The organism is Hyphomicrobium sp., from assembly GCF_051860585.1.
In the GTDB taxonomy this organism is placed as follows: domain Bacteria; phylum Pseudomonadota; class Alphaproteobacteria; order Rhizobiales; family Hyphomicrobiaceae; genus Hyphomicrobium_C.
This window is the reverse complement of sequence record NZ_JBHYDS010000002.1, coordinates 375239-388948: the sequence shown is the minus strand read 5'-3', so window position 1 is coordinate 388948 and position 13710 is coordinate 375239. Positions and strand designations below refer to the sequence as shown.

Annotated in this window: 13 protein-coding genes; 7 read left to right on the top strand and 6 right to left on the bottom strand. The window is 65.0% G+C overall.

What is annotated here, in order from left to right; all coding sequences use genetic code 11:
- Positions 1–40 precede the first annotated feature (40 nt).
- Complete coding sequence (locus ACTIFK_RS04680; protein ID WP_439541882.1) at positions 41–487, top strand: hypothetical protein; 447 nt, start codon at positions 41–43, stop codon at positions 485–487.
- Positions 488–632: 145 nt separating this feature from the next.
- Here the strand turns inward: ACTIFK_RS04680 and ACTIFK_RS04675 are convergent, their stop codons facing one another.
- Positions 633–1409, bottom strand: coding sequence for a DUF4846 domain-containing protein (locus tag ACTIFK_RS04675; RefSeq protein ID WP_439541881.1), 777 nt, complete (start codon positions 1407–1409; stop codon positions 633–635).
- Between the two features lie 69 nt (positions 1410–1478).
- Positions 1479–1841: a c-type cytochrome gene (locus tag ACTIFK_RS04670; protein WP_439541880.1), complete on the bottom strand. Its 363-nt coding sequence runs from the start codon at positions 1839–1841 to the stop codon at positions 1479–1481.
- Positions 1842–2120: 279 nt separating this feature from the next.
- Here ACTIFK_RS04670 and ACTIFK_RS04665 point away from each other — a divergent pair, with 279 nt between their 5' ends.
- A complete protein-coding gene (locus ACTIFK_RS04665) occupies positions 2121–2441 on the top strand; it encodes a hypothetical protein (protein ID WP_439541879.1) in 321 nt (106 codons plus the stop codon).
- Between the two features lie 157 nt (positions 2442–2598).
- Here the strand turns inward: ACTIFK_RS04665 and glnA are convergent, their stop codons facing one another.
- Positions 2599–4005, bottom strand: coding sequence for a type I glutamate--ammonia ligase (gene glnA / locus ACTIFK_RS04660; RefSeq protein ID WP_439541878.1), 1407 nt, complete (start codon positions 4003–4005; stop codon positions 2599–2601).
- A 61-nt stretch (positions 4006–4066) separates the two neighbouring features.
- Positions 4067–4405 carry a P-II family nitrogen regulator gene (locus ACTIFK_RS04655; protein ID WP_291150496.1) on the bottom strand — a complete coding sequence of 113 codons (339 nt, stop codon included), beginning with the start codon at positions 4403–4405 and terminating at the stop codon, positions 4067–4069.
- 292 nt (positions 4406–4697) lie between these two features.
- Between ACTIFK_RS04655 and ACTIFK_RS04650 the strand changes: the two genes are divergently transcribed.
- The gene (locus ACTIFK_RS04650) at positions 4698–6212 is read left to right on the top strand and encodes an NAD(P)H-hydrate dehydratase (protein WP_439541877.1); all 1515 of its coding nucleotides are present in this window, start codon (positions 4698–4700) and stop codon (positions 6210–6212) included.
- Positions 6213–6408: 196 nt separating this feature from the next.
- On the opposite strand, the gene ACTIFK_RS04645 is transcribed toward ACTIFK_RS04650, so the two are convergent.
- Positions 6409–6975, bottom strand: a complete 567-nt coding sequence (locus ACTIFK_RS04645; protein ID WP_439541876.1) for a thioesterase family protein — start codon at positions 6973–6975, stop codon at positions 6409–6411.
- A 183-nt stretch (positions 6976–7158) separates the two neighbouring features.
- Here ACTIFK_RS04645 and ACTIFK_RS04640 point away from each other — a divergent pair, with 183 nt between their 5' ends.
- From ACTIFK_RS04640 to ACTIFK_RS04625, 4 genes are all read left to right on the top strand, one after another.
- Positions 7159–8901 carry a tetratricopeptide repeat protein gene (locus ACTIFK_RS04640; RefSeq protein WP_439541875.1) on the top strand — a complete coding sequence of 581 codons (1743 nt, stop codon included), beginning with the start codon at positions 7159–7161 and terminating at the stop codon, positions 8899–8901.
- A gap of 84 nt (positions 8902–8985) precedes the next feature.
- On the top strand, positions 8986–10437 hold the full coding sequence (locus tag ACTIFK_RS04635) for a cryptochrome/photolyase family protein (RefSeq protein ID WP_439541874.1): 1452 nt from the start codon (positions 8986–8988) through the stop codon (positions 10435–10437).
- 153 nt (positions 10438–10590) lie between these two features.
- On the top strand, positions 10591–11016 hold the full coding sequence (locus tag ACTIFK_RS04630) for a L,D-transpeptidase (RefSeq protein WP_439541873.1): 426 nt from the start codon (positions 10591–10593) through the stop codon (positions 11014–11016).
- Positions 11017–11121: 105 nt separating this feature from the next.
- Positions 11122–12078 (top strand): L,D-transpeptidase, encoded by a 957-nt coding sequence (locus ACTIFK_RS04625; protein WP_439541872.1) that lies wholly within the window; start codon positions 11122–11124, stop codon positions 12076–12078.
- A gap of 33 nt (positions 12079–12111) precedes the next feature.
- Here the strand turns inward: ACTIFK_RS04625 and ACTIFK_RS04620 are convergent, their stop codons facing one another.
- Positions 12112–13644, bottom strand: a complete 1533-nt coding sequence (locus ACTIFK_RS04620; protein ID WP_439541871.1) for an EipA family protein — start codon at positions 13642–13644, stop codon at positions 12112–12114.
- Positions 13645–13710: the final 66 nt, after the last annotated feature.

Here is a 13710-nt window from a genome sequence, read left to right as displayed (position 1 = left end):
TGAACTCCGCGAGGTCCAAGCGACTCATTTCGGAGTTAACATGCTGGAAATCGCCGGGACCCCGTTCGGTCGAAGCCGGCAGCAGAACCGAAAGGGGAATTTGATGCAGAAAGCCGTGTGGTGCACTTGCCTCGCTCTGAGCCTGGCCGCCGCGACGACGGCTGCCAGCGCTGCCGATCTTGCAGGATCGTGGAAAGGCGGCGGCACGGTGCGATTCAATTCTGGATCATCCGAGCAAGCCCATTGCCGCGCTACGTTCAGTCCGAGTGGAAAGTCCGCCTATGATGTGAGTGCGACATGCGCAACATCGTCGGGCACGGTGTCCCAGACAGCGTTCGTGCGCGGGTCGGGAAACAGCTACCGCGGAACGTTCTACAATCCAGATTTCGACGCCTCCGGGAAGATCTCGATCGCCGTCAGCGGTCGCAGCCAAGTCGTGCGCTTGAGCAGCACCAAGGGCTCGGCCGTGATTCGTCTCTCGCGCTGACGCGCCGGCGTCTCTCGCGCTGACGCTTCGTCTCTCGCGCTGACGCTTCGTCTCTCGCGCTGACGCTTCGTCTCTCGCGCTGACGCGTTGATTCAAGCTGGCCGGTTCATACTGATGGGTTGGCTTACTGATGGGTTGGCTTAGGTCAGGGCCAACGGCGAAGCTGGGTGCTCTTGAACACCCATTCCGGCGTCACGAACTGGTCGCCCGACGGCGTCGCGTACCACGGCGAGCCGTCAGATGCGTCCGGGTTTTTCAAGACGTGCATGTCCTGCGCGGGCATGTAGCTCTGCAGCAGCAGGACGCGCTTTTCGCCCGTCGTCTTGTTTTCCGCCATATCGGCTACGAGCACCGCGTGGCCTGGGAAGCCGCCCTTGATGAAGAGGTCGCCTTGGGCGATCGACTGGGGGGCGACCGGCTTCAGCTCGCGCTCGAGCGAGTACGTTCCGGCGTAGGCGAACACGAGATCCATGTATTTGCGGAAGCTGGCGTGGTCGCGGCCCTTGGTGGCCGAGAAGCGGCGGCGCTTTCCGTCCGTGTCGTTGAAGGCGATCTCCTTGTCGCGGCTCTGGCTGTACAGCCATTCTCCGCGCAGGCGCATGACGGCGTCGGCGCATTGCTGGAGGTCGCGTTTGCCGACGTCGATGTCGACGACGGCCACGTGGACGTCCTGGCGCCATTTGGGCTTGCCGGTGTAGGTCAGGACCGGCGCGCCTTCGGCCCGCATCGGAAGTCCACGTAGCCAGGCGGCGAAGCTACCCTCGGGGGCTGCCACGCGTTCAAACCCGGCGGGTGGGGCGATGCGCGCGGCCAATGAGGCCGCGGCCTGTGTGCTCGCGGGCAGCCAGCCGTATGGCGCGCGGGCTCGCGCCGGACCGGCTGATGCCAAAGCTGCAACGATGAGGAAAAGGGCGAGGCGCATGACAACACCTCGCTCGCATTGAATCGTGGCGGCGCAACGACAGACGCGCCGAAGACGCGTCTCAGATTCTTACTTCGCGCACTGGGATTTGATGTAGGCGAGCAGGTTGGCGCGGTCGGTCTCGTCCTTGACGCCCGCCGGGAAGATCATCTTCGTCCCAGGCACCAGCTTTTTGTTGTTCTCGATCCATTGCAGGAAATGTTCGTCGTCCCAGGTCGTGAAGCTGGCGTGTTTCAGACCTTCGGAATAGGCGAAACCGTCAACGGATGCGACCTTGCGGCCGATCACGCATGTGAGTTCGGGCCCAAGGGCGTTCTTTGCATTCGCGCCAACCTGATGGCACGCCGCGCATTTCTTGAAAACCGATGCGCCCCCTTCGACGTCCTGGGCTGCTGTTGTATAGGGCAGAGCTACCGTGAGAACTGCCGCCATCGTCCATTTCCACATCGAGAGAGCTCCGCTGCTAGAAGTTTAGCCGGTTAAGCGTATTACGTAGGTATATACTCGTCCGTATTCGGAATCCAGCGAGCGCGAACTGCTTCGTCTGCCGCGGCAGACCTCTCGACCCGGTCTCCTGCATAGTTAACCGTCCGTTGACGGCGCAGCGCTAGGATCGAGGGATGACGCCGGTCCGCTCGCTCGGTCCGGCAGAGCATCATTCAGTGGGCGCATGAAATGCGTCCAAGCGCAGCCAAGCGTTGCGAGGCGCACATGCGGTCGGCAATTGGGTTTCTGTCTCTCTTGGCGTTCGGCTTTCTGGCGGCGGGCGTGCTGACCGTGGTCGGATCGGGGCAGGGGCCGGACCTCTCGCTCGATTCGTTGCTCGGCCGCGAACTGACCGGCGAGACCTCGGGCATTCACCTCGGCTCGCTGATGGTCGGTCTCGTGCTTGGGCTCGTGCTTTCGGCGCTCGCGCGGGTATCGTGGTCGGAGCTGCCGCGCCGGTTCGTCGACTGGCTGTTTCGCTACGAACGCAGCTTCTACCGGGTGGCGATCGCCGGCATCCTCGTCGGCATCCTGGTTTTCTATTAGAGCGCGCGCAACCCGCGTGGCATCTCCGCAAAGAAAAAGGCCCGGCATTGCTGCCGGGCCTCTTTGTTCGGACCGATGATCCAAGGATCATGGTCCGGGCAGTCCCCCACGCGAAATCAGAGGCTCCGGGCCGATGAGGCCCGAAGCGATAAAGGCCTTAAACCGAGTAGTACATGTCGTACTCGACCGGATGCGGGGTCATCTCGTAGCGCATGTTCTCGGTCATGCGCAGCTCGATGTAGGCATCGATCATGTCGTCGGTCATGACGCCGCCTGCCTTGAGGAAGGCGCGGTCCTTGTCGAGTGCGGCCAGCGCTTCGCGCAGGCTGCCCGCGACAGTCGGGATCTTCGACAGTTCGGCCGGCGGCAGGTCGTACAGGTTCTTGTCCATCGGGTCGCCCGGATGGATCTTGTTCTGGATGCCGTCGAGGCCGGCCATCAGCATCGCTGCGAAGGCGAGGTAGGGGTTCGCGCCGGGATCCGGGAAGCGGATCTCGATGCGCTTGGCCTTCGGGCTGGTGACGACCGGGATGCGGCACGACGCCGAGCGGTTGCGCGCCGAGTAGGCGAGCAGCACGGGGGCCTCGTAGCCGGGAACCAGGCGCTTGTAGGAGTTCGTCAGCGGGTTCGTGAAGGCGTTGATGGCCTTCGCGTGCTTGAGGATGCCGCCGATGTAGAACAGGCACATATCCGAAAGGTCGGCGTACTTGTTGCCTGCGAACATCGGCTCGCTGCCCTTCCAGATCGACTGGTGGACGTGCATGCCCGAACCGTTGTCGCCGAAGACCGGCTTCGGCATGAAGGTCGCCGTCTTGCCGTAGGCCTGCGAGACCTGGTGGACCACGTATTTATAGATCTGCATGTGGTCGGCCATGGTGATCATGGGGCCGAACTTCACGCCGAGCTCGTGCTGGGCGGAGGCGACTTCGTGATGGTGCTTCTCGACAGCGACGCCCATCTCGGTGAGCACCGACAGCATCTCGGAACGGATGTCCTGGCAGCTGTCGATCGGGGGAACCGGGAAGTAGCCGCCCTTGGTGCGCGGGCGGTGGCCCAGGTTGCCCATCTCATACTCGGTGGCCGAGTTGGTAGGCAGCTCCGAGCTGTCGACCTTGAAGCCGACGTTGTAGGCGTCGGTCGAGAACTTGACGTCGTCGAAAATGAAGAACTCGGCTTCAGGGCCGAAGTAGATTTTGTCGCCGATGCCGAGCGACATCATGTAGGCCTCGGCCTTCTTGGCGATGCCGCGCGGGTCGCGCTCATAAGGCTGGCCGGTCAGCGGCTCGATGACGTCGCAGAAAATCGCGACGGTGGTCTGCGCGAAGAACGGATCGACATGCGCGGACGCGGGGTCCGGCTTCAAGAACATGTCGGAGGACTCGATGCCCTTCCAGCCGGCGATGGACGAGCCGTCGAAAGCGTAGCCTTCGAACATGGCCTCGTCGACGCAGCTCACGTCGGCGGTGACGTGCTGCATCTTGCCTTTGGTATCCGTGAAGCGAAGATCGACGAACTTCACGTCCTTGTCCTTGATCAACTTCAGGACGTCACTGACCGTTTTCATAAACACTCCCCATTCAAGTTTTGGCCATTTGATATTTTTGGTAGCGAGAGACGAGGCGCGATCAGATTGCTTCCGCTCCGGTCTCGCCCGTGCGGATGCGGATCGCTTCCTCGATCGTGGAAATAAAAATCTTGCCGTCGCCGATGCGTCCCGTCTTGGCGGCCTTTTGAATGGCCTCGACGGCTTTTTCAAGCATCTCGTCGCCCAGCACCACCTCGATTTTCACCTTCGGCAGAAAGTCGACGACATACTCCGCGCCGCGATACAGCTCCGTGTGGCCCTTCTGGCGTCCGAAACCCTTCGCCTCGATCACTGTGATGCCCTGGAGCCCGATCTCCTGCAGGGCTTCCTTCACCTCGTCGAGCTTGAAGGGCTTAATAATGGCCTCGATTTTCTTCATGCGCCCTTGTCCTCCGATCGACCCGCGCAAAACCAGATGCGCCGGACCGGCGATCGGGTAGCACGGGATATGCCAACTCGTTGGTGATAAATTAAGACGTTAATCCTCAGTGCTTTACGCTGTTCGTGCCTTTTGTCTAGGCAGCGAGTGCGCCTGAAATAGCCCAAAAACTAATCGTTGTGCTTTAATTTTGTGCAGCCGCGATGTCCTGAAATCGCTGGGGAGCTGGACGTGGCCAATCTGATGTAACGCATCTACGGTCGCGACGCGGACAAAAAATGGGAGCGGAAACTTGGGGATCGAGACGAACGCGTGGCGGGGCGGGCCCGAGCTTTTGACGCCTCAGGAGATGAGCCGGGCCGATCGGCTCGCGGTCGCGCACGGGATGTCGAGCCTCAGCCTGATGGAGCAGGCCGGGCTTGCCGTAGCGGATGCGGCGCGGCGCCTCGTCCCACCCGGATCGCGTGTCGCGGTGTTGTGCGGTTCCGGCAACAACGGCGGTGACGGATTCGTGGCGGCGCGTCACCTCAAGCGCGCCAGCTACGACGTGCGCCTCTATCTGCTCGGTGACCGGGCGGCGCTGATGGGCGATGCACGCGAGATGGCGCGGCGCTTCGACGGCCCGGTGCGGCCGCTCGATCCGTTTCAGCTCGACAGCCTGCATCTCGTGATCGATGCGCTGTTCGGGGCGGGCCTGTCGCGTCCGATCGACGGCGCGGCGGCCGAGGTCATCGCGGCGGTGGCCGAACACGGCACGCCGGTGCTCGCGGTCGATGTGCCGAGTGGGCTCGATGGCGAGACGGGGATTCCCATCGGGCCGGTGCTGCGTGCCACGGAGACGGTGACGTTTTTCAGGCCGAAGCCGGGGCACCTGCTGCTGCCGGGGCGTGAGCTGTGCGGGGTCTTGCGCGTGGCCGACATCGGCATTCCCGATCGCGTGCTTAGCGAAATCCGGCCCCAAACCTTTGCCAACGGCCCGGCGCTTTGGAGCGCTTCGTTTCCGCAGCCAGCCAGCGAAGGACACAAGTATTCGCGCGGGCATGCCGTGGCCGTGTCGGGGCCAGCGCATGCGACGGGGGCCGCACGGCTCGGCGCGCGCGCGGCGCTGCGCGCAGGCGCCGGGCTTGTCACGGTCGCCAGTCCACTCGATGCGGTCGGCGTCAACGCGCACCATCTGACGAGCATCATGCTGCGTCCCTTCGAGGCGGCGGAAGGCTTGAGCGAGCTTCTGTCGGACGTGCGCAAGAACGCCGTGCTGCTCGGGCCGGGACTTGGAGTGGGTGAGGCGACGTGCCGGCTCGTCGAAGCGGCGCTGCGGTCCGAAGCGGCAGTCGTGCTCGACGCGGATGCGCTGACTTCCTTCTCCGGCGACTTGATCCGGTTGCGGGCGGCGATTGCCGCAAGGCATCACCCGGTCGTGCTGACACCGCACGACGGCGAGTATGCGCGGCTGTTCGGGGCGGCGGCCGGGACGCGCCTTGTGCGGGCGCGGCAGGGTGCAGCGGAGAGTGGTGCCGTGGTCGTGCTCAAGGGCGCGGACACCGTAATTGCCGAGCCGGGCGGGCGTGCCTCCATCAATGCCAACGCGCCGCCGTGGCTGGCAACGGCCGGTTCGGGCGACGTACTCGCGGGCATCATCGCCGGCCTGATGGCGCAGCGCATGAAGCCGTTCGATGCGGCTTCGGCGGCGGTCTGGCTGCATGGGGAATGCGCCAATGCGTTCGGGCCTGGACTTATCTCAGAGGATCTGCCGGAGCGTTTGCCTGCGGTGTTCGCTCGGCTACTGGATGGAATGCAGTCCGTTTGATGGGCGTCGCTCCCAACATCCGTTCGTTTGCTGAAGCTTGCGTGGGTCCCGGCCGTCCATGCGGAGCCTGGCTCCGCCATGACGCTGGGATGACGTCGGATTTGCGGGGGCAGTCCCCACACACCGTCATGCCGACGAAGGTCGGCACCCACGCAAGTAGGCAAGCGAGCACCGGCTGTGGGGCACGTTGAGCGGGCTATGCGTTCAGGTCGGTGCGGCCGGTGTCGCGCATGGCGCGGTCGGCGGCGAGGAAGGCTTCGACTTCCGCCGTCGGGGCTGGACTGGCCTGGGCGACGCCGATGGTGTCCATCAAATCCGTGACGGAAACGTAGCGGCGCGCCGAGCGATCGTAGATGGCGCCCTTGAAAATCGCGCGCGCCGCGATCTGGCCGTCGCGTTCTCCGCCGGCGAAGACGAAGGTCTGCTCGATGATGACGGCGCTCTCGAACCAAGCCAGCGTGCGCGTTTCCAATCGGTAGCGATCGAAAAGGCGAAGCTCGCGGCGAAAGCGGACGATGGCGGCGTTGGCGACCGGCGTCCATTTGTTGCGCCAGACGGCGCGGCCGATGCCGCTGCGGATCAGGAGGTCGATGCGGCCGAGGTCCATGATGGCCAGATAGCGGCCATTGTTCATGTGCAGGCTGGGATCGAGATCGTGGGGAAAAACGCGGAAGGTGAGCACGGACGTCTGTTCGGGGAGGACGAGCTTCGGGCGGAATGGCGCCGTGATCAGCAGCCAGAACAGGCGCAGCCACAGGTTCATCGGCGGTCTCCGTCTTCCATTCCGAGCGAAACGCTCGATCCCGTTCGCGGCCCGGCGCGCCTCGATTTATCGTGCCTCAGCCACAATCGCCGATTATTGACCGATAAGCCGGATTCGGGACAAGATTCGCGTGTGCGGCCAGTCTACCATGGCCCGGATTTCCGGAATCACCCCAGAGGATCGATGATCCGTCGGCAGCCCCTCGTTCGTGCTTTGCTTTCCGTGGCGCTCACTGTTGCCGTGTCGGGCAATTTGCGTGCGGCGCCCGAGGCGACGCCCCGCCCGGCCGAGGCCGCGGCGAGCGCGCTGGTGCGCGGCGAAGTCGAATTGGCGGCGCTGAATTATACCGAAGCGCTGAAGGACACCTCGCTTCCCAACGACCGGAGGGCGGCGATCCTCAACGATCGCGGCGTGGCCAACATCAAGCTCGGACACACGCGCCAGGCGTTCGAGGATTTCAATCTGGCGGCGCAGCTCTTTCCCGAATTCGCCGCCGTCTACAACAATCGCGGCAATCTGCTGCTTTCGCTCGGCCTCGCCAAGGAGGCCGTGAAGGATTTCGACCGCTCGATCGTGCTCGCGCCCGGCTACGCGGCTGCCTACAACAACCGGGCCGGCGCATATGTGCGGCTCGCGCAGATCGACGACGCCATCGCCGATTATACCAAGGCCATCCAGTTGATGCCGTCGAGCCCGGCGCCGCTGAGCGGGCGCGGGCTTGCGCACCTGACCTTGCATCGTCCGCATGCCGCGATCCGCGATTTCACGCGCGCCGTGAAAGCGGACGCGCGCTTTGCGGCGGGGTATCGCAACCGTGCGGAAGCGAAGCTCGACGTCGAGCACTACGACGAGGCCATCGAGGATCTCTCGCGCGCCATCGCCTTCGACGTCAATCAAGCCGACAGCTACGTGCTGCGCGGCAAGGCCTACCTGGCGATGCGCAAGACCGAGTCGGCCATCAAGGATTTCACGAAGGCGACCGAAGTCGATCCGAAGAGCGCGCTCGCGTTCGCGGAGCGGGGCTTCGCCTATGCGCTGGTTGCGGCTAACGATCAGGCGTTCAGCGATTTGAACAAGGCCATCGACCTGGAGCCGCGTTCCGGCCTTGCGTTCGCCTATCGCGCCTATGCCTACAAGCAGAGCGACCAGATCGACGTCGCGTTGCGCGACATCGACGTGGCGCAAAAGCTCAATCCCACGTCGCCCGAGATCTACTGGGTCAAGGCCGAGATCGAAGAGGCGCAGGGGCAGCGTGAGCCGGCCCTTGCCGATCTCAGGCGCGCGCTCGAACTGCAGCCGGGTTACCGGGATGCCGCGGAATCGCTGCAACGGCTCGGTGGCGTCGCCGCGCATGCGCAGGACGTCGTGCTGGCCGGCGCCGGCGTCGATGCCTGGCAGGTGGTGGAGAAAGGCGAGCGCTACGTCGCGGTCAACGATCAGTATCCGCGGGTTTCCATTCCGCTCGAAATGCTCGGCAAAGGACAGCCGAAGCTGCTTGCGTGGGAGCTGAAGGAAATGCCCTACCGCGGGATCGGGCTGCTGCGTTTCCAGGCCGGCACGCTTGCGACCAAAAGCGGAGAGGAAGATCTCGAGTTGGTCGCGGTGGTCGACGTCGATATGGGCGTCGTGATCGCCATCGAACCGCATCGGCAGGGCGAGAAGGTTGCGACGTGGACCTGGGATGGGAACAAGGTGACCGTTGCCACGGCCGACGGCGTCACGGACGAGTTCGAGCTGCGGGTCGGGCGGCCGGAGATTGCGGGCTCCGGCATGGGCGACCGGCGCTACACCAACACGTCTCAGGCTGGTCCAGCGTGGGCTCCGTGGGATTCGCCGTTCGGCGGCTCCTTCGAGCAGGGCCCGACGAAGAAAATCCAGGTCAAGAAGAAGAAGTCGAAGACGATCTTCGACCTGCTGTTCAACTAGCAGCTCACCGCATCAGTGATCCGGATGCGCTCGTCCGGCGTTCCGGATCCTGACACTGCCCTTGCGTCCCGCGAGCCACCGCACTTGTCCGACACTCCCATCATCGTTTGGTTTCGCCGCGACCTCCGGCTTGCGGATCACCCCGCGCTTTGCGCGGCCGTCGCGCAGGGCCGCGCAATCGTTCCCTGTTTTATACTCGACGAGGCGGCTGCCGGGACGTGGCGTGCGGGCGGTGCGTCGCGCTGGTGGCTGCACGGCAGCCTCGACGCGCTGGGTCGCAGCATCGCGGGCAAGGGTGGGCGCCTGGTCTTGCGGCGCGGCGACACGGCGAACACTCTGATCGCGCTGGCCGCAGAGACGGGCGCAAAGGACGTCTATGCCTCGCGCAGCTTCGAGCCGTGGGCGTCGCGGCTGGAACATGATGTGCGGCACGCGCTCTCAGAGGACGGCATCGCGTTCAAGCGCTTCGGCGGCACGCTGCTGCACGATCCGGATCAGCTCACGACGCAGGCCGGCGGACCGTTCAAAGTCTACACGCCGTTTTGGCGTGCGCTTTCGCAGCGTGGCGAGATCGGTCGCGTGCTTCCAGTTCCGACCAAGCTTCTCTCGCCGAAGAAGGCGCCGAAATCGGACTCGCTTACGTCCTGGGGGCTGTTGCCGAAGAAACCCGATTGGGCCGCAGGGCTGCGCGAAGCATGGAATCCAGGCGAACAGGGTGCGCAGGATTCTCTGACGCGTTTCCTCGACGAAGCGCTGGCGGACTACAAAGAGATGCGCAACCGGCCGGATCGGGCTGGGACGTCGCGGCTTTCCCCGCATCTCGCATTCGGTGAGATCAGCCCGCGGCAATGCTGGAGCGCCGCGGAAACCGCGAGCGCACACCAGGGACACGGTAGCGACACCGGGCGGGAGACATTCCACAGGGAGCTGGCGTGGCGGGAGTTCTCGGCGCATCTCCTGCATCACGTCCCGACGCTTCCCGATCAGCCGTTCCGCAGTGAGTTCGCGGCGTTTCCCTGGCGCCGGGATGCGGCGGGGCTCCAGGCCTGGCAGCGCGGTCTGACGGGATATCCGATCGTGGATGCGGGCATGCGGGAATTGTGGGCGACCGGGTGGATGCACAATCGTGTCCGCATGATCGTGGCGTCGTTCCTGATCAAGGATCTGCTGCTGCCCTGGCAGGCCGGCGAAGCGTGGTTCTGGGATACGCTTGTCGACGCCGACCTCGCCAACAATGCGGCGAGCTGGCAGTGGGTCGCCGGGTCCGGTGCGGACGCGGCCCCCTATTTTCGCATCTTCAACCCCGTAACGCAGGGCAGGACGTTCGACCCCGCCGGCGCGTACGTGCGGCGCTGGGTGCCTGAGATCGCCTCCCTCGACAACGATGCGATCCATGCGCCGTGGGAGGTATCGGCGGCGGTTCTGACGGCGGCCGGAGTGCGGCTCGGCACCACCTATCCCGGACCGATCGTCGATCATGCCGAGGCGCGGCTGGCAGCGCTCGCGGCGCTCGATCGCGTGAAGGCGAGCCGCTAAAGCCGCGGACGGATCGTTCACCATTCGCGCAGCTTTTGCTCCCCTAGGGAGTCTTAACGCTCGTTAGGGCAACGATATTCTAACAGAATTGCGCTTAGCTGGCCGTTGGCGCCGCCTGCGGCACCTCTTTGTTTGTACGGAGTAAGAAGAGACATGCGCCCCCTGTGGTTCGCGATTGCGCTTGCAGTCGCGTCGATGCTCGCGCCCGCCGGTGCGTCCGCAAGCGTTCAAGCCCGTATCAGCAAAAGCACGCAGACCATGAACGTCTACGTTCATGGCGCGCTCTATGCGAGCTGGCCCGTGTCCACCGGGCGCGGCAAGTACGCCACGCCATCCGGCACGTTCCGCCCGCGACGTCTCGAGCGGCGCTGGTATTCGACGAAGTACAGCAACGCGCCGATGCACTACGCCGTGTTCTACAGCGGCGGCTACGCCATCCATTCCACAGCCGAAGTGAGCCGGCTCGGCAGTCCCGCGTCGCACGGTTGCGTCCGTCTCGCGCCAAGCCATGCCGCGCAGTTCTTCTCGCTCGTGCGCGCGCACGGCGCAGGGCGGACGGTGATCTCGATCGGTCGTTAAGCGTGCTTTGCGGTGTGACCCGCGAATGCCAAAGTTCTGTTTTACGCTATGGGCTTGGAGAGTTCGGATCCGGCCCGCGTCGTTGAGTTGCGTTGGAGAGTTGCGATGAGGTTCCTTGGGGTAGTGGGCGCTCTTTTGTTCGTGAGCGTGCCGTTGATGCCGTCCCTGGCGCAAACGGCGGGCGACAGCGCTCCGCCGACCGTGACGATCATCAACAAGGCGGCGCAACCCGCACCTGAAGCCGCGTTGCCGGAACTCACCGTTTCACCCGCGGCCGAAGCGCCATCCGTGGCGCCGGCAAAGGCCGCGGCGGACACAAAGGCCGGCGCACCGGCGGGCACTGCCGCCGCTGCACCTGTTGCCGCGCCTGCGGCCGCCCCTTCGAATTCAGCCGACGCTGCGCCTGCTACGGGGGCGCCGCCGGCTCCAGCCATCGAACCGCCGGTTGCCGCAGCCGAGCCTCCGCCTGAGCCCACGCTGACGATCGACATCGATCTCGGGCGCCAGTCGATGACCGTGTCCGAACACGGCGAGCAGCGCTATTCGTGGGTCGTGTCAACGGCGGCCTATGGCTATCGGACGCCCACCGGCACCTTCAAGCCGACGTGGATGTCGAAGATGTGGTACTCGCGCCAGTACGACAACGCGCCCATGCCGCATGCCGTTTTCTTCCACCAGGGCGTGGCGATCCACGCGACGTATGCGACCCGCTCGCTCGGGCGTCCGGCGTCGCACGGTTGCGTCAGGCTCGCGCCGAAGAACGCGGCCACGCTTTTCAAGCTGGTCGGCAGCCATGGCAAGGAGCGGACGCAAATCGTCGTGCACGGCCGTCCGGATCATTCGTCCGAGCAGGTGGCGTCGAGCGACCGCTATGGACGCATCCGGCGCGGGACGGCGCAGCGCTATCTGCCGCCGAGCGCCTACGCGCCGCGCGGCTACAATGCCTACGCTCCACCCCCGGGCTATGCGTACGGCGGCCGCCAGCGGGGCTACTACCAAGCACAGCGCCGCTATCAACCGCGCGGATTGTACAACAGCTATTCGTACGGCTACGGGTTCTAAGGCCGGGCCCTTAGGCCGTGCGATGCGCCGAAGCTAGAACGGGTTCCAGGTCGGCTTCTGCGAGAACCGCACGTAGCCGATGCTGGCGCCAAGGCGCAGGCCGATGCCGGAGCGAATGGGCGCCATCGTCACCGGTCCGCCCTTGAGCAGCGTCATGCCGACGCCGCCGACGAGATAGGCCGAGCCGTCGACGCCCGTATAGCGGCGGAACAGGTTTGCGGGATCGTCGAGACCGTAGATCAGGAACAGCGTGCGCGAGCCCTCGGCCCCCATGTCGTAGCCGATCGAGGGACCATGCCAGTACACCTTCTGGCTGCCGCCTGAGCGTACGTAGAGCGTACCCTCGCCATAACGCAAGCCGGCCAGGAACGCGCCACCGCCCTCGTTGCCGAGCACGTACGCCGTCGGGCGTCCGCCCTTCTGGAACGCGTGCTCGATGACGCTCGCCAACGACGTCGAAACGGTGCCGAAGAAGCCGCGCGTGGCTTCGCGGATTTCGTCGATCGAATAGCCGCCGCCCTCGGCGTCGAAGGCTTCGCCGTTCGGGTCCAATTCTCCCGGTTCGCTGCTAGGGGGCAGCGAGTAAGGGGCGCCGGGCGGCGGCGCATTGTAATTCGGCGGACCGCTCGGCTGCGACTGATGGGGAAGGGGGGGCGGCGGAATGACAGCCTGGGCGGTGGTCGTGCTCCAGCTCGATGTCGTCTCGCGCTCGTCGTCCTTCGCTTTCGGAGCCGCCGGGGGAACGTGCTCGTGTGGCGGCGTTTCGGCGGCGCGGGCAGGCGGGTTCGCGGTTTCCGGGCGGAGGGGTTCGGCCAAGGCTGACGCCGCCGGAGACTTCGGTTCCGCTGGGGGCGAAGGCTTTTCGGTCTTCTGCGCGGAAGCGGTTGGAGCTGAAGGGGTTGGCGCCGGAGCGGCGGCCTCCGGAGGAATTGGCGTCGACGCCGGCGCGTCGGCCTTCTTCGGCGGTTCGGTCTTCTTCTGCGGGTCCGCCCGGCGAAGCGGAGACAGCGCGTCTTCGTTCGGCGGCACCATCGACTCGCCGGCCGGAGACGAATACGAGCGCGGCGGGGCCGGCTCGGCGGGCGGCGTGGTCGTCTCGACTTTGGCGACCTCGGTCGGCTTCCCGGCCGGAGTCGAGGTGATTTCGCGATCGATCTTGGAAATGAGATACGCCGACTTCGCGCGCATGACGGACATCAGCTCGCTCGAGGCGGCTTTCAGCTCCGAAAGGTTGGCGCAGCTCAGGTTGGCGCTGGGGTCGGCCGGCTCCGGGCTGCCGAGGGTGTCGATCTTGCTCAGAAGCTCGCCCGCCTGGGCATCGAAGGCATCGAGCTTCTTGTCGTGGACGAGGGCGAGGCCCCGCGTTTCGAAATCGGATTCGTCCCACTGCTTGTGGGATCGTAGGGCCTGCAACTTCTGCTTGAGTTGCGGTTGCGTCTCGGCGCTGAACTTGCGGAGCTCCGCCGCCGATGTGTCGACCGCTTCACCGAAGCTTTCCACGGAACACGTCTGGGCGACGGCAGCCGCCGGCACCAGGGCGAGGGCCAGCGCCAGGCTCAGGCCCATTCCCAAGCTCCGGCCGCGTGATCTTTGTCTCATGCTCATCAAAACTCTCTTACGCCAAGGCATGGC

What these genes read in the sequence shown, in the direction of transcription:
- ACTIFK_RS04680 (WP_439541882.1), top strand. Translation starts at nt 41, where the DNA reads ATGCTGGAAATCGCCGGGACCCCGTTCGGTCGAAGCCGGCAGCAGAAC.
- ACTIFK_RS04675 (WP_439541881.1), bottom strand. Translation starts at nt 1,409, where the DNA reads ATGCGCCTCGCCCTTTTCCTCATCGTTGCAGCTTTGGCATCAGCCGGT.
- ACTIFK_RS04670 (WP_439541880.1), bottom strand. Translation starts at nt 1,841, where the DNA reads ATGGCGGCAGTTCTCACGGTAGCTCTGCCCTATACAACAGCAGCCCAG.
- ACTIFK_RS04665 (WP_439541879.1), top strand. Translation starts at nt 2,121, where the DNA reads ATGCGGTCGGCAATTGGGTTTCTGTCTCTCTTGGCGTTCGGCTTTCTG.
- glnA (WP_439541878.1), bottom strand. Translation starts at nt 4,005, where the DNA reads ATGAAAACGGTCAGTGACGTCCTGAAGTTGATCAAGGACAAGGACGTG.
- ACTIFK_RS04655 (WP_291150496.1), bottom strand. Translation starts at nt 4,405, where the DNA reads ATGAAGAAAATCGAGGCCATTATTAAGCCCTTCAAGCTCGACGAGGTG.
- ACTIFK_RS04645 (WP_439541876.1), bottom strand. Translation starts at nt 6,975, where the DNA reads ATGAACCTGTGGCTGCGCCTGTTCTGGCTGCTGATCACGGCGCCATTC.
- ACTIFK_RS04640 (WP_439541875.1), top strand. Translation starts at nt 7,159, where the DNA reads ATGATCCGTCGGCAGCCCCTCGTTCGTGCTTTGCTTTCCGTGGCGCTC.
- ACTIFK_RS04630 (WP_439541873.1), top strand. Translation starts at nt 10,591, where the DNA reads ATGCGCCCCCTGTGGTTCGCGATTGCGCTTGCAGTCGCGTCGATGCTC.
- ACTIFK_RS04625 (WP_439541872.1), top strand. Translation starts at nt 11,122, where the DNA reads ATGAGGTTCCTTGGGGTAGTGGGCGCTCTTTTGTTCGTGAGCGTGCCG.
- ACTIFK_RS04620 (WP_439541871.1), bottom strand. Translation starts at nt 13,644, where the DNA reads ATGGGCCTGAGCCTGGCGCTGGCCCTCGCCCTGGTGCCGGCGGCTGCC.